Consider the following 20,199-nt stretch of genomic DNA (forward strand, 5'->3'; position numbering starts at 1 on the left):
GTGGTGGCTGAGCACACCGGACTTCCGGCGTCCGGCACCGAGGAGGACGCCGCGGTCGTCCGTGTGCTCAGCTACAACATCCGCTCGATGCGCGACGACCGGGCGGCGCTGGCCAGGGTCATCCGGGCCTGCGCCCCCGATCTCGTGCTGATCCAGGAGGCGCCGCGGTTCTTCCGCTGGCGCAAGGCCGCCGAGCGGCTGGCCCGCGCGGCGGGCCTGCACTACGTCACCGGCGGGGCCACGACCGCGGGCCCGATGATCCTCTCCACCCTCCGCGCCCATGCGGAACGCGCGGACGACGTCCTGCTGCCCCGCACCCCCGGCCTGCACCAGCGCGGCTTCGCCACCGCCGTGGTCCGCGTCGGCCGGGCCCGGCTGGGCGTCCTCAGCTGCCATCTCAGCCTCGCCGACCGGGAGCGCTACGAGCAGGCCGGACTGCTGCTGGAGCACGTCGCGGCGCTGGGCGTGCCGCACGCGGTCGTCGGCGGCGACCTCAACGACCGGCCGGAGGGCCGCAGCTTCCGCCGGGTGGCGGGGGCGCTCACGGACTGCTGGGCCGCCGAGCCGTGGGGCGGGGAGTTCACCTCCACCCCCCAGGAGCCGCGGCAGCGGATCGACGCCCTCTTCACCACCGACGGCGTCGAGGTGCTCGGCTGCGGTGTGCCGCTCGGGCTGCCCGGTGTGCGCGACGCGGACCTGCGCGCCGCCTCCGATCACCTGCCGGTGCTGGCGGCGCTGCGGGTGCCGGCCGCGGACTGACTCACACCACCGCGCCGCCGCCCGGCAGGTGGTGGTCGCCGTCCTCGTCGTCGTTCTTCATCCGGGCCACCAGCGTGGCGAAGCCGCCCAGGAAGCCGCCGATGCCCAGCACGGTGATCCACCACGTCACCGGCTGCTGGAGGATCACCATCACCACCAGCAGCAGCGGGCCGCCGAGCACCGCGAGCCAGGCGAACTTCGCGGTGACGTCGGCCTTCGGCAGCGGGGGCGGCTCGGGCGGGGTGAAGTGGCCCTCGTCGGTCTCGTCGAAGTCGTCGTCGGAGGCGTCCGCCGCGGACCAGTCGCGCGGACCGACCCCCGGCGCGTAGACCACGAAGCTGCCGGGGGCCGGGCTTTCGCCCTTGCCCTCGCGCTTTCCGGCGGGGCCGTCCGTACGGGGCTGCTGCTCGTCCGTCCCGTCCTTGGCCGGGAACGACGGCTGCTCGCCGTAGCCCGCGACGATCTCGGCCCAGGCGGCCTCCTCGTCCAGCGGGTCCCGGGGGTCGCCGGGGCTACGCTCCGCCACTGGCCGCCGTCCCCTCGTGGGCGCCCGCTTCCGCGGACCCGGCCCGCGTACCCGTGCCCGCCTCCGGCGCGAGCCGCGAGATGAAGGCGAAGGTCTCCCGGAAGATCTGCTCGGCGTCGTGGTCCAGCGTCGCGACGTGGTAGCTGCGCTCCAGCAGCGTCTGCCGCACGTCCGTCGAGGAGACCCGGGCGAGGATTCGCTCGGAGTCCACCGGCCGGACGACGTGGTCCTGCGGGCTGGTCATCACCAGCAACGGCTGGGTGACGCGGGGGAGTTCGGAGTCGACCTGCTGGAAGAACCGGCGCAGTGCGTACGCCGCGTGCAGCGGCACCCGGTCGTAACCGACCTCCCGGGCGCCGGGCTTGGCGATGTCGCTGGTGATGCCCTTGGTGCTCCGTACGACGTGGCGCAGCACCGGCAGCAGCGGCGCGGCCGCGTCGTGGATCTTGTTGCCCGGGTTGACCACCGCCACCCCGCTGACCGCGTCACCGTGCTTGGCGGCCAGCCGCAGCGCCAGCGCGCCGCCCATCGACAGCCCGCAGACGAAGACCTTGCTGCACCGCTCGGTCAGCGCGCGCAGCTCGCGGTCGACTTCCGCGTACCAGTCCTGCCAGGTCGTGATCTGCAGCTCCTGCCAGCGGGTGCCGTGACCGGGCAGCAGCGGGAGGGCGACCGTCAGCCCCTGGTCGGCCAGATATTCGGCCCAGGGGCGTACGGACTGGGGGGAGCCGGTGAAGCCGTGGCACACGAGGACGCCGACCTCTCCGCCGTCACGGCGGAACGGCTCGGCTCCGGGAAGGAGCGGCACCGGGAGACTCCGATCGATGAGGGGACCTGGCGAGTTACCTCAGGGTACGCAAAGTGACGGCGAGCGGGTAGGTCCGGCGCCCGCGGGACGCGCGGGCGGCCCGCGCGCGGGCGCCGCCCGGCCGCCGGCGCAACCGGGAGGGGCCCGGCCGGGGCGAGCGTGTCACCGGGGCAGGTTAAGGTCTTTGCGTCACACACAGGAGGCAGTCGGTTGATCTACGGCGCAATGAAGTTTTCCATCGGCGGGTCGCTGAAGCTTGCCTTCAGGCCCTGGGTGGAAGGCATCGAGAACGTTCCCGCCGAGGGTCCGGCGATCCTCGCGAGCAACCACCTGTCCTTCTCGGACTCCTTCTTCCTGCCCGCGGTGCTCGACCGTAAGGTCACGTTCATCGCGAAGGCCGAGTACTTCACCTCGCCCGGCGTGAAGGGCAAGCTGACCGCCGCGTTCTTCAAGGGCGTGGGCCAGCTCCCGGTCGACCGCTCGGGCGGCCGGGGCGCGGGCGAGGCCGCGATCAAGAGCGGCATCGAGGTGCTGGAGCGCGGTGAGCTGTTCGGCATCTACCCGGAGGGCACCCGCTCCCCGGACGGCCGGCTCTACCGCGGCAAGCCCGGTGGCCTGGCCCGGGTGGCGCTGGCCACCGGCGCGCCGGTCATCCCGGTGGCGATGATCGACACCGAGAAGGTGCAGCCTCCGGGCAAGATCGTGCCGAAGATGATCCGGCCGGGCATCCGCATCGGCAAGCCGCTGGACTTCACCCGTTATCAGGGCATGGAGGGCGACCGCTTCATCCTGCGGTCGGTCACCGACGAGGTCATGTACGAGATCATGAAGCTGTCCGGCCAGGAGTACGTCGACATCTACGCGACGGCCGCCAAGCGGCAGATCGCGGACGCGGCGAAGGCCGCGGAGGCGAAGAAGAAGGCCGAGGAGCAGGCCAAGAAGGCCGCCGCCGAATAGGCGGCGGAGACGCACGGAGCCGAGGCCGGGCGTGGGGCACGCCCGGCGAGGGGTGGGGGCCGGCAATGACGGATGCGGACATACGGACGGTGAGCGGCGGCGCCATGGCCGCCAGACGCCACGGCAAGCGCCCGCCGAAGGCGCTGCGGATGTCCGTCGAACTCCCGCTGTGGCGCGCCATCACCGGCTACCGCATCCTCACCCTCGTCTACACCCTGTGCCAGGTCGCGTTGTCCTACCGGCGCTACGAGCACCCGCTGGGCGCCGTCGCGTACATGGGCGCGCTGACCGTCTGGATGGCGCTGACCTGGCGCCGTACGACGTCCCCGGAGCGCTGCACCCGGCAATTCCTGATCGTCGACCTCGCCTTCGCCGTCGGCGGCATCCTCCTCACGTCGCTGGTCGACAGCCACGCCCGCATCATGGGCGGCGCACCGACGCTGCCCTCCATCTGGACGGCGGGCGCCGTGCTGGGCTTCGCGATCAAGGGCGGCTGGCGCTGGGCGGCCGTGGCCTCCAGTGTGGTGGCGGTCGCCAACCTGGTCGAGCGCCAGCAACTGGCCCGCGACACCCTCCGCAACGTGGTGCTGGTGTGGGTGGCCGGCGTCGCCATCGGCTATGTCGTCGAGGTGGCGCGCGCCAGTGAGCGCACCCTCGCCCGCGCCCTGCAGATCGAGGCCGCCACCCGCGAACGGGAACGGCTGGCCCGCGACATCCACGACAGCGTGCTCCAGGTCCTGGCGATGGTGCAGCGGCGCGGCACCGCGATTGGCGGCGAGGCGGCCGAACTGGGCCGGATGGCCGGTGAACAGGAGGCCGCGCTGCGGACGTTGGTCGCCGGCGGCCTGGTGCGGCCGGCCGGTGCCGCGGCGGTGGCGCCGTACGTACCGGGCCCGGCGACCGGGGCGCACGACGCGGTCGGGTCGGCGGTGGCCCCCGCGCGGAGCGTGCCGCCGCCGGCCGCCGACGGTTCCTGCGATGTCCGGGCGCTGCTGGCCCCGTTCGCCGGCGCCGGGGTCACCTTCTCCGAGCCGGGCGCCCCGGTGGAGCTGCCGGCAGCCGCGGCCGCGGAACTGGCGGCCGCTGTCAGTGCCGCGTTGGACAATGTGCGGGTGCATGCGGGGGACGGTGCCCACGCATGGATCCTGGTGGAGGACGAACCGCACGCGGTGCTCGTGACGGTCCGCGACGACGGCCCCGGCATCCCCGAGGGCCGGCTGGCGGACGCCGAGCGCGAGGGCCGGCTGGGGGTGGCCCTGTCGATCCGCGGCCGGCTGCGGGACCTGGGCGGCACCGCCGCATGGGTGTCGGTCCCCGGCCAGGGCACGGAAGTGGAGTTGACGGTCCCCAAGGGCGCGGCGCCCGAGGGCGGAAGGCGGGGGAAGAGCCGGTCATGAACGAGCAGACGGGCCTGAAGGTCATGGTGGTCGACGACCACCCGATGTGGCGCGACGCGGTCGCGCGGGACCTGGCGGAGGCCGGTTTCGAGGTGGTGGCGACGGCCGGCGACGGCCTCCAGGCGGTCCGCAGGGCGCAGGCCGCCGCACCCGACGTACTCGTCCTGGACCTCAATCTGCCGGGGCTGCCCGGCGTACGGGTCTGCAAGGAACTGGTCGGCGCCAACCCGGCGCTGCGGGTGCTGGTGCTGTCCGCCAGCGGTGAGCACGCCGACGTCCTGGAGGCGGTCAAGTCCGGTGCCACCGGCTACCTGCTGAAGTCGGCGAGCACCGAGGAACTGCTGGACGCGGTGCGGCGCACGGCCGCCGGGGACGCGGTGTTCACCCCCGGCCTGGCCGGTCTCGTCCTCGGCGAGTACCGCCGGCTGGCGACGGAGCCCGCCCCGGCGGCGCCGGACGAGCCGGGCGCACCGCAGCTGACGGAGCGCGAGACCGAGGTGCTGCGGCTGGTCGCCAAGGGGCTCTCGTACAAGCAGATCGCCGAGCGCCTGGTCATCTCGCACCGCACGGTGCAGAACCACGTCCAGAACACCCTGGGCAAGCTCCAGTTGCACAACCGCGTGGAGCTGGTGCGCTATGCGATAGAGCGCGGCCTCGACGAGGCATGAGGAGCAAGCTCACCGGGCGGCGTCACCGGTCGCCCGGCAGGGCCCGCCCGTACGGGTGAACACCGCACGTCAACTCGCCGGAAAATCCCCGGAATCGGGGTTTGTCCCATCCCTGAGTGACCCAGATCACCATTAGCGTGACCGCCGTCGGATCGACCACGGCCGCGCGCGGCCACTGACGGGATGTAGGTGAGGACACGATGCGGGTCGGAGTACTGACCGGAGGCGGCGACTGCCCGGGGCTGAACGCGGTGATCAGGGGCATCGTCCGCAAGGGCACCCAGGAGTACGGATACGAGTTCGTCGGCTTCCGGGACGGCTGGCGCGGACCGATGGAGAACGACACGGTGCCGCTCGACATCCCCGCGGTGCGCGGCATCCTGCCCCGCGGCGGCACGATCCTCGGCTCCTCGCGGACCAACCCCTTCCAGCAGGACGAGGGCGTCCGCCGGATCAAGGAGACGCTCGCCAAGCAGGAGGTCGAGGCGCTGATCGCGATCGGCGGCGAGGACACCCTCGGCGTCGCGGCGCGGCTCGCCGGCGAACACGCCGTCCCCTGCGTGGGCGTCCCCAAGACCATCGACAACGACTTGTCGGCCACCGACTACACCTTCGGCTTCGACACCGCCGTGGGTGTCGCCACCGAAGCCATCGACCGGCTGCACACCACCGCCGAGTCCCACATGCGCGTCCTGGTCGTCGAGGTGATGGGCCGGCACGCCGGCTGGATCGCGCTGCACTCGGGACTGGCCGGCGGCGCGAACGTCATCCTCATCCCCGAGCAGCGCTTCGACATCGAGCAGGTCTGCCGGTGGATCGACTCCCGCTTCAAGGTGCGCTACGCCCCCATCGTGGTGGTCGCCGAGGGCGCGATGCCCAAGGACGGCCAGATGGTCCTCAAGGACGACTCCAAGGACTCCTTCGGGCACGTCCGGCTGTCGGGCGTGGGGGAGTGGCTGGCCAAGGAGATCGAGGCGCGCACCGGCAAGGAGGCCCGTACGACGGTGCTCGGGCACACCCAGCGCGGCGGCACCCCGAGCGCCTTCGACCGCTGGCTGGCCACCCGCTTCGGGCTGCACGCCATCGACGCGGTGCGCGACGGCGACTTCGGCAAGATGGTCGCGCTGCGCGGTACGGACATCGTCCGGGTGCCGATCGGGGAGGCGACCGCCAAGCTCAAGACCGTCGATCCGGCGCTCTACGCCGAGGTCGGGGTGTTCTTCGGCTGACCGCCCTGTTTCCCCGCCCCGCCGGCACCGTTCCCGGGCGGCGCCGCCGGGCGAGCCGCCGTATATTCGCACTGCACGGCATGTGCCGTACCTGCACCGACGGCGGTCCTCGCACACCGGCGGAGCCGCACCCCGGCGCGGACACCGAGAACCGGCGGGACGACCCGGGAGGGCTCGTGGAGATCGTGGCCTTCGGCGTGCAGGCGGATGAGCGGCCGTTGCTGGAGAGGGCCTTCAGCGGCCCGCACCAGATCCGCGCCCTGCAGGTCTGCCTCAACCGCGACACCGCCCCCATCGCGCACGGGTACGAGGTCGTCAGTGCCGGCGTCAACGCCGACCTCGGCGCCGACGTCCTCCAGGTCCTCGCGGCCGGCGGGACGAAGATGATCGCCCAGCGCTCCACGGGCTTCAACAACATCGATCTGGAGGCCGCGGCCGACCTCGGTATGAGCGTCGGCCGGGTCTCCCACTACTCGCCGCACGCGGTCGCGGAGTTCGCCTGGGGCCTCGCGCTGGCCGTCAACCGGCGCCTGGTGCGGGCCGCCGGCCGCACCCGCCAGTTCGACTTCCGGCTGGACGGCCTGCTGGGCCGCGATCTGTACGGCCGGACGGCGGGCGTGCTGGGCACCGGCAGGATCGGCGAGGCGTTCACCCGGATCGCCCACGGCTTCGGCATGAACCTGCTGGGCTGGGACGTCGCCGAGAACCCGCGGTGCGTGGACCTCGGCATGACCTACGTCCCCCGGGAGCGGCTGTTCGCCGAGGCCGATCTGATCACCCTGCACGTCCCGCTGGTGGCCGACACCCGGCACCTCGTCGACGCCGCGGCGCTGGCCGCCATGAAGGACGACGTCATCCTGATCAACTCCAGCCGCGGCGGACTCGTCGACACCCGTGCCCTCGTCGAGACGCTCAAGGCCGGCCGGCTCGCCGGCGTCGGCCTGGACGTCTACGAGGAGGAGGTCGGCTTCTTCCACCGCGACCGGTCCCTCGACGTCATCGACGACGACACCCTCGCCCGCCTGATGACCTTCGCCAACGTCCTCGTCACCTCCCACCAGGCGTACTTCACGGAGGAGGCGGTGGGCCAGATCATCGAGGCCACCGTGGCCAACGTCGAGGACTACCTGGCCCACCGCACCAACGAGAACATGCTGGTCACACGAGGACAGCTGCCAGCAGCTGCGCGGTGACCGCGGCGCCGTCCAGGGTCAGCACCGACTCCGGGTGGAACTGCACGCCGGCGAAGCCCGGACCGCGCAGCGCATGCACCTCGCCGGTCGCCGCGTCCCGGCTCAACTCCACACGGTGCATGGCCAGTTCGGCCTCCGTGCGGTCGTCGCAGCGGGCCGTGAAGGTGTTGTAGAAGCCGACCGTCTCCGGACGCCCGAAGAAGTCGATCCGCTCCTGCGCGCCCTGGAAGGGCACCTCCTTGCGCACGATCTCCAGCCCCAGCTCCGCGGCTAGCAGCTCGTGGCCCAGGCAGACGCCCAACAGGCCGTGCGTGTGGCGCGCGACCAGATCGGCGGTGAGCGACCGCAGGAAGCGCATCTTCGGGTCGGCCGTGTCGGACGGATCGCCCGGCCCCGGGCCCAGCACCACCGGCCCCTCGTGGGTGAGGGCGGCCTCGCGCAGCCCCGGCTCGTCGAAGCGGCGCACGGTCACCGTCAGCCCCGAGGTGCGCAGCAGGTGCGCCAGCATCGCGGTGAAGGTGTCCTCCGCGTCGATCACCAGCGCGTGGCCGCTCAGCTCCGCCGTCGGCGCGGTGGTCTGCATGCGCAGCCAGAACGGTGCCAGGTCGGCGCGGCGGGCGTCCAGCGCGGCCCGCACCCGCGGGTCGTCGGCCAGCCGCGCCGGCCGGCTCCCGTTCGCCGGGCGCGCGGGCGCCTCCCGTACGCCCAGCGCGGTCAGCACCCCGGCCGCCTTGGCGTGCGTCTCGGCGACCTCGGCGTACGGGTCGGAGGCGCGCACCAGGGTGGCGCCGACCGGCACCCGCAGCCGGCCCTCCGCGGTGATGTCGGCGGTACGGATCAGGATGGGCGAGTCCAGGGTCTGCGCGCCCCCGGCGTCCCGGCCGATCAGCGCCAGCGCGCCCGCGTAGTAGCCGCGCCCCCGCCCGTCCGGGGCCACCGGCTCGTGCCGCTCGATGACCCGGCAGGCGTTCTGCACCGGCGACCCGGTGACCGTCGCCGCGAACATCGTCTCCTTGAGCACCTCGCGCACATCGAGGGTGGACCGGCCGCGCAGCTCGTACTCGGTGTGCGCCAGGTGCGCCATCTCCTTGAGCCGGGGCCCGATCACCACCCCGCCGCGGTCCCCGACGGTGCACATCATCTTCAGCTCCTCGTCCACCACCATGGACAGCTCCTCGACCTCCTTGCGGTCACCGAGGAAGGCCAGCAGGCTCTCGGGGGTGGGGCCGCCGGCCGGGTAGCGGTAGGTGCCGCTGATCGGATTCATCACGACCGTCCCCCCGGTCATCCGCACGTGCACCTCGGGGCTGGCCCCGACCAGCGTGCGCACCCCGGGCCGGTGCACGACGTACGTCCAGTACGCGCCCCGCTCACCGGCCAGCAGCCGACGGAACAGCGCCAGCGCGTCGGCCGCCGAGAAGCCGTCGACGGTGCCCTCGAACGTCCGGCGGATGACGAAGTTCGCGCCCTCGCCGGTGCCGATCTCGTCCCGCACCACCCGGCCGACGATCCCGGCGTACTCCTCGTCGTCCACGTCGAAGGCGCCGTCCGCCACCGTCACGGCGTGCGCCGGCAGGGCCGCGAGCACCTCGTCCAGCGGCAGCTCACGGGTCTCGCGGGGCCGCAGCACGGCCAGCGGGGTGCCGTCGTCGTGCGCCCGGAAGCCGCGCTCGCGGATCTGCCGGAACGGGACCATCGCCAGCGCGTGGGTCACCGGGGCGCCCGGCGCCGCGTCACCCAGCGAAATGTCGGCGAGCCGCTCGACCTCGGTCACCTCGCCGATCAGCACCTCCACGGTGTCGGCCGCCTCCCGGCCGGGGGAGCGGCGGCGCAGCAGGGCGAACGGCGGGCAGGCGGGGTCGAGCAGCCGCCGGACGAGCGCGGCGGCGTCGGTGCGGGCGTCGTGGGTCTCGCGGTGCATGGGCGGGGTTCCTTCCAGGTGGACCGGAAAGAGGGCACGGCCGCCGGAAAGGCTGAAGGCCGCCCCTCGGGCGGCCTTCGCGAAGTGTGGGATGTGCGCGCGAATCAGTGGGCCGCCGGATGAGCGGTCCACCACCAGTTCATGTTCATGGCCGGTCGCGTGCACATGGGGGGCACCCTACCGGACCGTCCGAGTGCAGTGCGTCTCAAAGTCCGGATGGCCGGACGGACAGCCTGCCCCGACCCCGTAATGTTGGCTTTGTGACCGTGAACGCTGAAACCCACGCCGGTGGCAACACCTGGCGAGACCTGCCCGCGGCGCAGCAGCCTGACTGGCCGGACCAAGAGGCTCTGCGCGATGTGATCGCGGAGCTCGAGTCCTATCCGCCGCTCGTCTTCGCGGGCGAGTGCGACCAGCTGCGCGAGCGCCTGGGAGCGGTCGCCCGTGGTGAGGCGTTCCTGCTTCAGGGCGGCGACTGCGCGGAGGCATTCGACGCCGTATCCGCCGAGCACATCCGCAACAAGCTCAAGACGCTCCTGCAGATGGGCGCCGTGCTGACCTACGCCGGGTCCGTCCCGGTCGTCAAGGTCGGCCGGATCGCCGGCCAGTACAGCAAGCCGCGCTCCAAGCCGACCGAGACCCGTGACGGGGTGACCCTGCCGACCTACCGCGGCGACTCCGTCAACGGCTTCGAGTTCACCGAGGCGGCCCGGATCCCGGACCCGCAGCGGCTGAAGCGGATGTACCACGCCTCCGCGGCGACCCTCAACCTCGTGCGCGCCTTCACCACCGGCGGCTACGCCGACCTGCGCCAGGTGCACGCCTGGAACCAGGACTTCGTGAAGTCCTCGCCCTCCGGACAGCGCTACGAGGCGCTGGCCCGCGAGATCGACCGTGCGCTGAACTTCATGAACGCCTGCGGGGTGGACCCGGAGGAGTTCAAGACGGTGGAGTTCTTCTCCTCGCACGAGGCGCTGATCCTGGACTACGAGTCGTCGCTGACCCGCACCGACTCGCGCACCGGCAACCTCTACGACGTCTCCGGCCACATGGTCTGGATCGGCGAGCGCACCCGTCAGCTGGACGGTGCGCACATCGAGTTCGCCGCGCGCATCCGCAACCCGATCGGCGTCAAGCTCGGCCCGACGACCACGCCCGAGGACGCGCTCACGCTCATCGAGCGGCTCGACCCGCAGCGTGAGCCGGGCCGGCTGACCTTCATCACCCGCATGGGAGCGGACAAGGTCCGCGACAAGCTCCCCGAGCTGGTCGAGAAGGTCACCGCCTCCGGCGCGCAGGTCGCCTGGATCTGCGACCCGATGCACGGCAACACCTTCGAGGCGGCTTCCGGTCACAAGACCCGGCGCTTCGACGACGTGCTGGACGAGGTCAAGGGCTTCTTCGAGGTCCACAAGAGCCTCGGCACCCACCCGGGCGGCATCCACGTCGAGCTGACCGGTGACGACGTCACCGAGTGCGTGGGCGGCGGCGACGAGATCTTCGTCGACGACCTGCACCAGCGCTACGAGACGGCCTGCGACCCGCGGCTCAACCGCAGCCAGTCGCTGGACCTGGCGTTCCTGGTGGCGGAGATGTACCGCGACCAGTAAGGGCTGACGGAACGGGAGTGGGGCGCGGATCTGTGATCCGCGCCCCACTGCGCTGTTCGGACCCTGCCGGGCGTTGTCGCCACCCCACGGGCCAGGTAAGGTAAGGGTAACCTCACTCAAGATCAGCTGGTCTGGTCGAGAGTCACCACCGAGCCGCCCAAGAGGTGAAACCGCGTGTACGTCTGCTCTTGCTTCGGCATCACCGAGCAGCAGGTCCGCGACCACGCGGACTCCGGCGCCTGCACGCCCCGCGAAATCGCCTCCGCCTGCAAGGCCGGCACCGACTGCGGCAACTGCGTGCGCCGCATCCAGGCACTCCTCGGCCGGGGTTCGTGCCCCCGCCGGGAGCTCGTCGAGAACGGGGCGTCCGACCCGCTGGCGTCCGAGGGCAGGGCCCGGGGACCGCAGCCGGTCGCGGAGGTGGCCGCAGTGGCGCCCGCGGTGCTCTCGGAGGCCGCGTAGGCCCCGGGGCCGTACGTCGCCGGGTCGCCGGCATCGCGCCGCTCGCTCAGCTGGGCTGCTCGATCACCTGGGCGATGTACAGCGCTTCCCCGAGTTTCTCCACCAGCTCCAGCTGCGTGTCGAGGTAGTCGATGTGGTGTTCCTCGTCCGCGAGGATGTCCTCGAAGATGTTCGCCGACGTGATGTCGCCCTTGCCGCGCATCAGCTCGATACCGCGCTTGAGCCGGTCGATCGCCTCGACCTCGATCTGCCGGTCCGCCTGGAACATCTCGGTGACGGTCTGGCCGACCCGTACGTGGAACAGCCGCTGGTAATTCGGCAGCCCTTCGAGGAAGAGAATCCGGTCGGTCAGGACCTCCGCGTGCTTCATCTCGTCGAAGGACTCGGCGCGGGTGTACTTCGCGAGCTTCGTCCAGCCGAAGTTCTCCTGCATCTTGGCGTGCAGGAAGTACTGGTTGATCGCGGTCAGCTCAGCGGTCAGCTGCTCGTTGAGGAATTCGATGACCTCGGGGTCGCCCTGCATGGCTGCGGGCTCCTTCCACGCGAGTACGGGTCAGTGCCGCGCATCCTCGCACCGCCCGGAGGGGGCGTCCAGTAAGTTCACGCTTAGTACGAGTTGCCCGAATCTCTCCGTCCCTGGTCATCGGCATCCCTTCCGGTCTGACAACATGGAGGGCATGGGTCAGCCGGAAAGCCGCGGAGCAGAGCATCCTCAGCTGCCTCCGGGGCAGCGGCTCCAGCGGGGCTGGCCGGTGACGCACTACGGACCCGTCCCGAAGTTCCGCCCCGAACGCTGGGAATTCCGGGCCTTCGGCGCCACCGCGGACGCCGAGAAGCGCTGCTGGTCGCACGAGGAATTCACGGCACTGCCGTACGCCACGGTCGTCGCCGATATGCACTGCGTGACGAAATTCAGCATGCTGGGCGCCGAATGGGGCGGGGTGCTCACCAAGACCATCCTGGACCTCGCGCCGCCCGCGCCCGATGTCACCCATGTGATGGTGTGGGCCGAGTACGGCTTCAGCTCGAATGTGCGGCTGGAGGATTTCGCCGCGGAGAAGTGCATCTTCGCGACCCACCGCTCCGGTGAACTGCTCACCGCCGAGCACGGTTTTCCGGTCCGGTTGATCGTGCCCCATCTGTACGCCTGGAAAGGCCCCAAGTGGGTCCGCGGTATCGAATACATGCGGGCCGACCGCCGCGGCTTCTGGGAGGAGCGCGGCTACCACAACCTCGGCGACCCCTGGCGCGAGCAGCGCTACTCCTACCAGGAGGAGCCCGGCGAGGGCCCCGAACTCTGACCCCCGCGCGAGCGTGCGGCTCCGGCCCGGAACCGCACACCTCACGGGGGTGCTCCGCAAGGGTCAGGGCGCGCGCAGTTCCTTGAGGCGGGCCACGTCCGCGGCGTGCCCCTCCATGCCGCCCGGCGTCTCCACGACCAGCGGCACCCCGGCCGTCGCCGGGTGCGTGAACAGCTCCGCGAACGGCTCCGCGCCGATGTGCCCCGCGCCGATGTTCGCGTGCCGGTCCTTGTGGGCGCCCACCACGTCCTTGGAGTCATTGGCGTGGATCAGCTTCAGCCGGCCCTCGCCGGTGACCTCCACCAGCTCGTCCAGCAGCAGCTTCACCCCGCCGGGCGCCGCCATGTCGTGCCCGGCCGCGAAGGCGTGGCAGGTGTCGAGGCAGACGCCCAGCTTCGGGTGCCGGTCCAGCGCCTCGAAGTACGGCCCGAGGTCCTCCGCCAGCGCGCACAGCGAGGCGCCCTGCCCGGCCGTCGGCTCCAGCAGCAGCCACGGGTCCTCCGGGTGCGTCAGCTCCTCCAGCAGCGGCCGCATCCGCGCCCTGACCTGCGCCATCGCCTCCGCGCGCGGCCGCCCGCCGGTCGCCGAACCGGTGTGCACCACCACGCCCAGCGCACCGATCTCGCGGCCCCGGCGCAGCGAGTGCCGCAGCGACTCCACGGACCGCTCGACCGTCGCTTCGGTGTGCGAGCCGAAGTTGATCAGATACGGGGCGTGCACGTACACCGGCATGCCCTGCAGCGCACAGGCCGCGCGGAACGCCTCGTCCTGTGCGGGGCTGCCGGGCGGCGTCGCCCAGCCGCGCGGATTGGCGACGAAGACCTGGACGGCCTCGGCACCCATCTCACGGGCGTAGGGAAGACCGGTCTTCGCCAGACCGCCGGCCACCGGCACATGGCCGCCGACCGGATTGCGCAGACGGGCGCCGTCCTCGGCACCGAGGGGGAAAGGGGAGCTACTCACGCTCCCAAGCGTGCCAGGTGCCGCACACGGGCCGTACGGCACCCGGCAGGTCCGCTACAGCGCACCCTTGAGCTTGATGGTGATCGTGCCGCCCTTGGGCGCCTTCTGGCCGCCCTCGACGGACTGCGAGTCCACCTCGTCCTGCGGGAACAGCCAGGGCTTGTCCACCTTGACCTCGAAGCCGAGCGAGGTCAGCTCCTTCTTGGCGTCGTCGACCTTCTTGCCGGTGACGTCCGGCACGGTGATCATCTCCGGGCCCTTGGAGAGCGTCAGGGTGACGGTGTCGCCCTTGCCGAGCCGGCCGCCCTCGGCCGGCGTCTGCCGGGCGACGGTGCCCTTGTCCTCCGGCGAGAACACCGGCTGCTCGGCGAAGCGCACCTGGAAGCCGGCCTGCCGCAGGGTGCTCTCGGCGTCCGCGCGGTCGCTGCCGACCACGCCCGGCACGTCGACCGGCGCGCCCCGGCTGACGGTCAGCGCCACCGCGGTGTCGGGCCGCCGCTTGACGCCCGCCTTCGGGTCGGTACGGATCACCGACCCCTTGGCGACGTCCGTGCTGAACTCCCGCGTCACGGTGCCCGGCACCAGGCCCCGGTCGCGCAGCTTGCGCTTGGCGTCCGCGACCGGAGTGCCCGACAGGTCCGGGACGGCGACGATGTCGGGGCCCCGCGAGACGGTGATCGTGACCGTGCCCGTTCCGCGGATCCGCTTGCCGGTCTCCGGGTCCGTCTTCATGACGTGCCCGCGCTCCACGTTGGAGCTGAAGCCGCGGACGACCCTGACCCCCAGCCCGGCGTCCCGCAGCGTCGAGACGGCCTTGGCCTGCGGCATGTCCAGCACCGCGGGCACCGAGGTGAACTGGCCGGAGTTGATGTACCACACGCCCGTGCCGACCCCGAGGACCAGCAGCACCGCGGCGACGATCGTGGCCAGCCGGCGCCGCTGCAGCAGCCCGCCGGCAGGTGCCGCGGGAGCCGGCGCGGGGCGCAGCCGGGTGGTGTGCTCGGCCGGCGGGACCTCCAGCCGGCTGGTGCGGTTCAGCTCCGCCTCGTCCGCCCCCGGCAGCGGCAGCTGTACGCCGGCGGGCCGCGGTATGACGTCCGTGGGCTCGGAGCCGTCGCCCGCGGGCACCGCCTTGGCCTGCGGCGGTACGAGGTCCAGCTGCTCGTCGGTCAGCTCCGCCCGGGCCGCCCGGGCCCTCGACAGCAGCACCACCGCGTCCTGCGCCCGCTGCTCCGGCTCGCGGGCGGTGGCCAGCGCGACCAGCTCGTCCAGCTGCGGCGCGGTTCCCGGCACCCGCTCGGACGGCGGGAGCACGTCCTCGTGCAGGTGCTGGTAGAGGACCTGGGCCACGGTGCCGCCGGTGTGCGGCTTGGAGCCGGTCAGCATCTCGTAGAGCACCACACCGCAGGCGTAGACGTCGACGCGGGCGTCCGCGGTGCCGTGCTCCAGCTGCTCGGGCGCCAGGTAGGAGACGGTCCCCAGGACCGAGCCCGTGGAGGAAGTGGTGTTGGTGTCGACCGCCCGCACCAGACCGAAGTCGGCGACCTTGACCCGGCCGTCGTCCCCGATCAGGACGTTCTCCGGCTTCATGTCGCGGTGCACCAGACCGGCCCGGTGCGCGGCCCCCAGGGCGGCCAGGATCGGCTCCAGGATGTCCAGCGCGGCCCGCGGCTGGAGCGCGCCCCGCTCGCGCAGCACGTCACGCAGCGTGCAGCCGGCGACGTACTCCATCGCCAGATAGACGTACGTACCGTCCGTGCCCTGGTCGAAGACGCCCACCACGTTGGGATGCGACAGCCGGGCGACCGACTTCGCCTCACGGATGAAACGGTCCACGAACTCGCCGTCCGCGGCGAGGCCCGGGTGCATCACCTTCAGCGCGAGCACACGGTCGAGCCGGGTGTCCACGGCCCGGTAGACCGTGGCCATACCGCCTGCCGCGATGCGTGCCTGGACGCGGTAGCGGCCGTCGAGCAGCTGGCCCACGAGCGGGTCTTCGAGCGTCGTATCCACGGCAGAGGAGTCTACTGTCGCCCACGTACTTGGCTTTCCCGCCGTGGTGGTTGCCGCCGCACGTTGTTGTCCGTCCCGCCGTGGGTGTTGCTCGCCGTTGCGCCTGCGGCGGGCGTGGGTGGTCGGGTGCGGTGCCGCTCCTCCGGACTTCGTCCTGCGGCGCGTCCCCTCCCGTGAGTGGATGGACAAAGGCCGGTGGGGGCGGGCGTCAGTAAGACGCTCGCCCCCACCGGCCTTCAACTTTCTCCCCCACGGGAGGGGACGGGCCGGAGGGGCCTGTTGTGTGGACGTAAAGCGAAGCAGTCCACACAACAGGCCCCGGAGGCTCGTCACCGCACCCACAACAACCCGGCCCGCCGCAGGCGCCACGGCGAGAAACAAACACGGCGGGACGGAAAACAACGTGCGGGGCGCCGCAAAGCGCAACGGCGAGCAGCCACCACGGCGGGAAAGCCGAAAACGTGGGAAGCCCCTAAAACGCCGGGCGCTCCGGGTCCAGTGCCGGTGTGCCCTCCGACGGGGAGGACGCCACCGCGAAATGGCGGCGGGGGATGCGGCCCGCGCGGTGGGCCAGGCGGCCTGCCGCGACCGCGTGGCGCATCGCGTGGGCCATCAGCTCCGGTTCCTGCGCGCGGGTCACGGCGGAGGCCAGCATCACCGCCGCGCAGCCCAGCTCCATGGCCAGGGCGGCGTCCGAGGCGGTGCCCGCGCCGGCGTCCAGGATGACCGGGACGCCGGCCCGCTCGGTGATCAGCTGGAAGTTGTGCGGATTGCGGATGCCCAGGCCGGAGCCGATCGGCGAGCCCAGCGGCATGATCGCGGCGCAGCCGACGTCCTCCAGCTTGCGGGCCAGCACCGGATCGTCGTTCGTGTAGGGCAGCACGGTGAAACCGTCGTCCACCAGGGTCTCGGCGGCGTCCAGCAGCTCCACCGGGTCGGGGAGCAGGGTGCGCTCGTCGGCGACGACCTCCAGCTTGATCCAGTCCGTGCCGAGCGCCTCCCGGGCGAGTCGGGCGGTCAGTACCGCCTCACCCGCGGTGAAGCAGCCCGCCGTGTTGGGCAGCACCCGGATCTTGTGCCGCTGCAGTACGGACAGCACCGAGCCCTGCACGGTGGGGTCCAGCCGCCGCATGGCGACGGTCGTCAGCTCCGTGCCGGAGGCGAGCAGTGCGCGCTCCATGACGTCGAGGCTGGGCGCCCCGCCGGTGCCCATGATCAGCCGGGAGCCGAAGGTGGTGCCGGCGATGGTGAGGGGGTCGGCGGCCGGGGCGGAGCCGCCCGCGGCCGCGGTGTCGGCGAGGAGTGCGGTGTCGGGCATGCGGATCAGCCTCCCTGGACGGCGGTGAGCACCTCGACGCGGTCGCCGTCGCCGAGCGCGGTGGTGGGCCACTGGGAGCGCGGCACCACGGTTTCGTTGACCGCGGCGGCCACGCCGGAGGGCGCCGCGGTCAGGGTCGCGACGAGCCGGTCGAGGGTGAGTCCGCCGGGGACCTCACGGGTCTCGCCGTTGACGGACACCGAGGCGGTGGGGGCAGGGGTGGCGGCACTCATACGGGCTGCTCCTCCGGGAAGGGGGCGGGCTCGGGCTCCGCGGCGGGGACGGGCGTTCCCTCGCGCCGTTCGGGCGTGCGGGAGAAGCGCTGCGGGGTGAAGGGACGGGCCTCCTCGGGCAGGCTCCCGGTGGCCAGCGCCTCGGCCATCGCGTCTCCGGTGACCGGCGTCAGCAGGACGCCGTTGCGGAAGTGGCCGGTCGCCAGCTGGAGGCCGGGCAGCGCGGTCGGCCCCAGGAGCGGGGCGTTGTCAGGGGAGCCGGGGCGCAGCCCGGCGCAGCTCTCCACCAGCGGCAGCTCGGTGATGCCCGGGACCAGCTCGTGCGCGTCCCGCAGCAGCTCGTAGACGCCGCCGGCGGTGACGGTGGTGTCGAAGCCCAGCTCCTCGCTGGTGGCGCCGACGACCAGCTCGCCGCTCTCGCGCGGCACCAGATAGAGCGGATTGCCGCGGACCACGGCCCGTACGGTGCGCGACAGGAAGGGGGGAGAGCCGGCGGGCACCGTCGGCAGGCGCAGCCGCAGGACCTGGCCCTTGACCGGCCGTACCGGTGGCCGCACCTCCTCGGGCACCCCGGCCGGTTCCGCGCTGCGGCTGCCCGCCGCCAGGACGGTCTGCCCCGCCGACACCCTGGTGCCGTCGGCGAGCTCGGCGCCGCGGGCCCGCCCGCCCTCGACGGTCAGCCGCTCGGCGCGGCTCCGGTGGAAGACCACTCCGGCCCGCTCGCAGGCCACCAGCAGCGCGCTCGCCAGCCGCCGCGGATCGACCTGGTGGTCGCCGTCGACCCGCAGTCCGCCGCGTACGCCGGGGGCCAGCATCGGCTCCAGACGGCGGCACTCGCGGCCCGCCAGCCACTGCGAGTCCAGGCCCGACCGGATCTGCAGGGCGTGCAGCTCGCGCAGGTGGGCGCGGTCGTCGGCGTCCAGCGCGACCGCCAGCGTGCCGCACCGCCGGTAGCCGATCCGCTGCCCGCTGGCCTCCTCAAGCTCCTCGGTGAACCGCGGGTAGCGGCGGGCCGAGGCCAGGTTGAGGCCCAGCAGGGTCTGCTCGCCGTAGTGGAGTTCGGTGACCGCGGCGAGCATGCCGGCCGCGACGTACGCCGCGCCGCCGCCGGGCGCCGGGTCGGCCACCGCGACGGACATCCCGCGGCCGGCCGCCCGCCAGGCGGTGACCAGACCGATGACGCCGCCCCCGATGACGAGCACGTCGGGGTGCCCGGTGACGGGTTCCGATGGTGTGGCAGGTGGATGCATGGGCGTCCAGCTCCTCCCTTCGCCGGCATGACCCGGATCAGGTTCGTACGGTCGGAGGCCGGCCAGCCTCCCTCTCAGCCCGGTGCGTCCGGGCTCCCGCGAGTGCGTGTATCCGTCACCCTAATACGGTGGCGCGAAGCGCCGTAAGGCAATGCCCGGGTGCGCACGGGGGCGCCCGCCGGTGCCGGGCGCGGCCCGGGACACCGGTGCGCCGGTCCGTGACGCTGTGTCAGAGATCTCCTTGCGTGCTGCTGCGAGCGACATCCCCCACCGTCCTAGAGTGATCGGGTGAGCGAGCAGAGCACGTCCTCCCAGGCCCCTGACCACACGCCCCGCGTCGTGATCATCGGCGCCGGCATCGCCGGTGTGCAGACCGCGGTCGCCCTGCGCGAACAGGGCTGGCGCGGCGCGATCACGCTGTTCGGCGACGAGCCCCACCCGCCCTACGACCGCCCGCCGCTGTCCAAGGCGGTGCTGCTCGGCAAGGCCGACGGCTCGGCCTTCGACGTGGATTTCGAGGGGCTCGGCATCGAACTGCACCTCGGCCGCCGGGTCACCGCCCTGACGCCGGACCGCCGGCAGGTCGAGACGGCCGAGGGCCCGGTCCGCTACGACCACGCGGTGATCGCGACCGGCGCCGACCCCGTCGTACTGCCCGGCAGCCAGGGCCTGCCCGGCGTCCACCTGCTGCGCACCCTCGACGACGCCGAACGGCTGCGGCCGGTGCTCGCCGCCCAGCACGAGATCGTGGTCGTCGGAGCCGGCTGGATCGGCGCCGAATTCGCGACCGCCGCCCGTGAGGCGGGCTGCGCGGTCACCGTCGTCGAGGCCGCCGAACGCCCGCTGGCCGGTGCGCTGCCCGCCGAGGTCGCCGCCCACATGACCGGCTGGTACGCGGGCGCCGGCGCCGAGCTGCGCACCGGCGTGCGGGTCGCGTCGGTGACCCCGGGCGCGGTCACCCTCGCCGACGGCACGACGCTGCCCGCCGACGCCGTGGTCGTCGGCATCGGCGCCCGGCCCGCCACCGGCTGGCTGGCCGGCTCCGGCGTCGAGATCTCCGCCGAGGACGGTTCCGTGCTCGCCGACGAGCAGCTGCGCACCTCGGTGCCCGACGTGTACGCGGTCGGCGACTGCGCCTCCTTCCCCTCGGCCCGTTACGGCAGCCGCCTGCTGATCCACCACTGGGACAACGCCCTCCAGGGCCCGCGGACGGTCGCCGAGAACATCGCCCGGGGCGGCATCGAAGGGCTGGTCTACGACCCGGTGCCGTACTTCTGGTCCGAGCAGTTCGGCCGCTTCGTGCAGTACGCCGGCCACCACGGGGAGGCCGACGAGATGGTCTGGCGCGGCGACCCGTCCGGCGCCGCCTGGTCGGTCCTCTGGCTGCGGGGCGAGGAGGGCCCGCGCGCCGCGCAGGCCGGCGGGGGCGAAGGCAGGTCAGGAGCCGGCCGGCTGGTCGCGCTGCTGGCCGTCGGGCGCCCGCGCGACCTCGCCCAGGGGCGCAAGCTGATCGAGCGGGGCGTCGCCCTCGACCGGGAACGGGCCGCGAACGCGGCCGTACCGCTGAAGGCCGCCGCCCGGTAGCGGGCGG

19 protein-coding genes and 1 riboswitch are annotated in these 20,199 nt (G+C 72.8%); of the genes, 10 read left to right on the forward strand and 9 right to left on the reverse strand.

Annotation, left to right across the window (positions count from 1 at the left end; genetic code table 11):
- Positions 1–759, forward strand: coding sequence for an endonuclease/exonuclease/phosphatase family protein (locus SL103_RS08640; protein ID WP_164492773.1), 759 nt, complete (start codon positions 1–3; stop codon positions 757–759).
- A 1-nt stretch (position 760) separates the two neighbouring features.
- Here the strand turns inward: SL103_RS08640 and SL103_RS08645 are convergent, their stop codons facing one another.
- Both SL103_RS08645 and SL103_RS08650 read right to left on the reverse strand, forming a co-directional pair.
- Complete coding sequence (locus SL103_RS08645; protein WP_069568150.1) at positions 761–1,285, reverse strand: hypothetical protein; 525 nt, start codon at positions 1,283–1,285, stop codon at positions 761–763.
- Complete coding sequence (locus SL103_RS08650) at positions 1,272–2,093, reverse strand: alpha/beta hydrolase (RefSeq protein WP_069568151.1); 822 nt, start codon at positions 2,091–2,093, stop codon at positions 1,272–1,274. Before SL103_RS08650 ends, SL103_RS08645 begins: the two co-directional genes overlap by 14 nt.
- 225 nt (positions 2,094–2,318) lie before the next feature.
- Here SL103_RS08650 and SL103_RS08655 point away from each other — a divergent pair, with 225 nt between their 5' ends.
- The 5 genes from SL103_RS08655 to SL103_RS08675 all read left to right on the forward strand — a co-directional run bounded on the left by SL103_RS08655 (position 2,319) and on the right by SL103_RS08675 (position 7,537).
- A complete protein-coding gene (locus tag SL103_RS08655) occupies positions 2,319–3,050 on the forward strand; it encodes a lysophospholipid acyltransferase family protein (RefSeq protein WP_069568152.1) in 732 nt (243 codons plus the stop codon).
- Positions 3,051–3,154: 104 nt separating this feature from the next.
- The gene (gene macS, locus SL103_RS08660; RefSeq protein WP_432215390.1) at positions 3,155–4,447 is read left to right on the forward strand and encodes a MacS family sensor histidine kinase; all 1,293 of its coding nucleotides are present in this window, start codon (positions 3,155–3,157) and stop codon (positions 4,445–4,447) included.
- Positions 4,444–5,115 (forward strand): response regulator, encoded by a 672-nt coding sequence (locus tag SL103_RS08665; RefSeq protein WP_069568153.1) that lies wholly within the window; start codon positions 4,444–4,446, stop codon positions 5,113–5,115. The genes macS and SL103_RS08665 overlap by 4 nt, the downstream gene beginning before the upstream one ends.
- Before the next feature lie 200 nt (positions 5,116–5,315).
- A complete protein-coding gene (locus tag SL103_RS08670; RefSeq protein WP_069568154.1) occupies positions 5,316–6,344 on the forward strand; it encodes a 6-phosphofructokinase in 1,029 nt (342 codons plus the stop codon).
- Positions 6,345–6,520: 176 nt separating this feature from the next.
- Positions 6,521–7,537 carry a 2-hydroxyacid dehydrogenase gene (locus tag SL103_RS08675; protein ID WP_069573542.1) on the forward strand — a complete coding sequence of 339 codons (1,017 nt, stop codon included), beginning with the start codon at positions 6,521–6,523 and terminating at the stop codon, positions 7,535–7,537.
- Here the strand turns inward: SL103_RS08675 and SL103_RS08680 are convergent.
- Positions 7,503–9,458, reverse strand: a complete 1,956-nt coding sequence (locus SL103_RS08680) for an anthranilate synthase family protein (protein ID WP_069568155.1) — start codon at positions 9,456–9,458, stop codon at positions 7,503–7,505. The genes SL103_RS08675 and SL103_RS08680 overlap by 35 nt on opposite strands.
- Positions 9,459–9,718: 260 nt before the next feature.
- Between SL103_RS08680 and SL103_RS08685 the strand changes: the two genes are divergently transcribed.
- Complete coding sequence (locus tag SL103_RS08685; protein WP_033270866.1) at positions 9,719–11,068, forward strand: class II 3-deoxy-7-phosphoheptulonate synthase; 1,350 nt, start codon at positions 9,719–9,721, stop codon at positions 11,066–11,068.
- Between the two features lie 174 nt (positions 11,069–11,242).
- Complete coding sequence (locus SL103_RS08690) at positions 11,243–11,530, forward strand: (2Fe-2S)-binding protein (RefSeq protein ID WP_069568156.1); 288 nt, start codon at positions 11,243–11,245, stop codon at positions 11,528–11,530.
- Positions 11,531–11,576: 46 nt separating this feature from the next.
- Here SL103_RS08690 and bfr read toward each other — a convergent pair whose 3' ends face one another.
- Positions 11,577–12,053, reverse strand: a complete 477-nt coding sequence (bfr, locus tag SL103_RS08695; RefSeq protein WP_069568157.1) for a bacterioferritin — start codon at positions 12,051–12,053, stop codon at positions 11,577–11,579.
- Between the two features lie 154 nt (positions 12,054–12,207).
- Between bfr and SL103_RS08700 the strand changes: the two genes are divergently transcribed.
- Positions 12,208–12,831, forward strand: coding sequence for a sulfite oxidase-like oxidoreductase (locus tag SL103_RS08700; protein WP_069568158.1), 624 nt, complete (start codon positions 12,208–12,210; stop codon positions 12,829–12,831).
- Positions 12,832–12,894: 63 nt separating this feature from the next.
- On the opposite strand, the gene SL103_RS08705 is transcribed toward SL103_RS08700, so the two are convergent.
- From SL103_RS08705 to thiO, 5 genes are all read right to left on the reverse strand, one after another.
- Positions 12,895–13,794, reverse strand: a complete 900-nt coding sequence (locus SL103_RS08705; protein WP_069568159.1) for a deoxyribonuclease IV — start codon at positions 13,792–13,794, stop codon at positions 12,895–12,897.
- Positions 13,795–13,848: 54 nt separating this feature from the next.
- Positions 13,849–15,807, reverse strand: coding sequence for a Stk1 family PASTA domain-containing Ser/Thr kinase (gene pknB / locus SL103_RS08710; protein ID WP_244303875.1), 1,959 nt, complete (start codon positions 15,805–15,807; stop codon positions 13,849–13,851).
- A 472-nt stretch (positions 15,808–16,279) separates the two neighbouring features.
- Positions 16,280–17,125 (reverse strand): thiazole synthase, encoded by an 846-nt coding sequence (locus SL103_RS08715; protein WP_079145642.1) that lies wholly within the window; start codon positions 17,123–17,125, stop codon positions 16,280–16,282.
- 5 nt (positions 17,126–17,130) lie between these two features.
- Complete coding sequence (gene thiS, locus SL103_RS08720) at positions 17,131–17,358, reverse strand: sulfur carrier protein ThiS (RefSeq protein WP_069568160.1); 228 nt, start codon at positions 17,356–17,358, stop codon at positions 17,131–17,133.
- Positions 17,355–18,608, reverse strand: coding sequence for a glycine oxidase ThiO (gene thiO / locus SL103_RS08725; RefSeq protein WP_069568161.1), 1,254 nt, complete (start codon positions 18,606–18,608; stop codon positions 17,355–17,357). Before thiO ends, thiS begins: the two co-directional genes overlap by 4 nt.
- Positions 18,606–18,719, reverse strand: a riboswitch (TPP riboswitch). (Overlaps the previous gene by 3 nt.)
- 177 nt (positions 18,720–18,896) lie before the next feature.
- On the opposite strand from thiO, the gene SL103_RS08730 reads away from it, so the two are divergent.
- A complete protein-coding gene (locus SL103_RS08730; RefSeq protein ID WP_069568162.1) occupies positions 18,897–20,192 on the forward strand; it encodes an NAD(P)/FAD-dependent oxidoreductase in 1,296 nt (431 codons plus the stop codon).
- Positions 20,193–20,199: the final 7 nt, after the last annotated feature.

This window comes from Streptomyces lydicus (genome assembly GCF_001729485.1).
Classification (GTDB): Bacteria; Actinomycetota; Actinomycetes; order Streptomycetales; family Streptomycetaceae; genus Streptomyces; species Streptomyces lydicus_D.

Coding starts and splice junctions, on each gene's coding strand:
- SL103_RS08655 (WP_069568152.1), top strand. CDS start 2,319: ATGAAGTTTTCCATCGGCGGGTCGCTGAAGCTTGCCTTCAGGCCCTGG.
- macS (WP_432215390.1), top strand. CDS start 3,155: ATGGCCGCCAGACGCCACGGCAAGCGCCCGCCGAAGGCGCTGCGGATG.
- SL103_RS08665 (WP_069568153.1), top strand. CDS start 4,444: ATGAACGAGCAGACGGGCCTGAAGGTCATGGTGGTCGACGACCACCCG.
- SL103_RS08670 (WP_069568154.1), top strand. CDS start 5,316: ATGCGGGTCGGAGTACTGACCGGAGGCGGCGACTGCCCGGGGCTGAAC.
- SL103_RS08680 (WP_069568155.1), bottom strand. CDS start 9,458: ATGCACCGCGAGACCCACGACGCCCGCACCGACGCCGCCGCGCTCGTC.
- bfr (WP_069568157.1), bottom strand. CDS start 12,053: ATGCAGGGCGACCCCGAGGTCATCGAATTCCTCAACGAGCAGCTGACC.
- SL103_RS08700 (WP_069568158.1), top strand. CDS start 12,208: ATGGGTCAGCCGGAAAGCCGCGGAGCAGAGCATCCTCAGCTGCCTCCG.
- SL103_RS08715 (WP_079145642.1), bottom strand. CDS start 17,125: ATGCCCGACACCGCACTCCTCGCCGACACCGCGGCCGCGGGCGGCTCC.
- thiS (WP_069568160.1), bottom strand. CDS start 17,358: ATGAGTGCCGCCACCCCTGCCCCCACCGCCTCGGTGTCCGTCAACGGC.
- thiO (WP_069568161.1), bottom strand. CDS start 18,608: ATGCATCCACCTGCCACACCATCGGAACCCGTCACCGGGCACCCCGAC.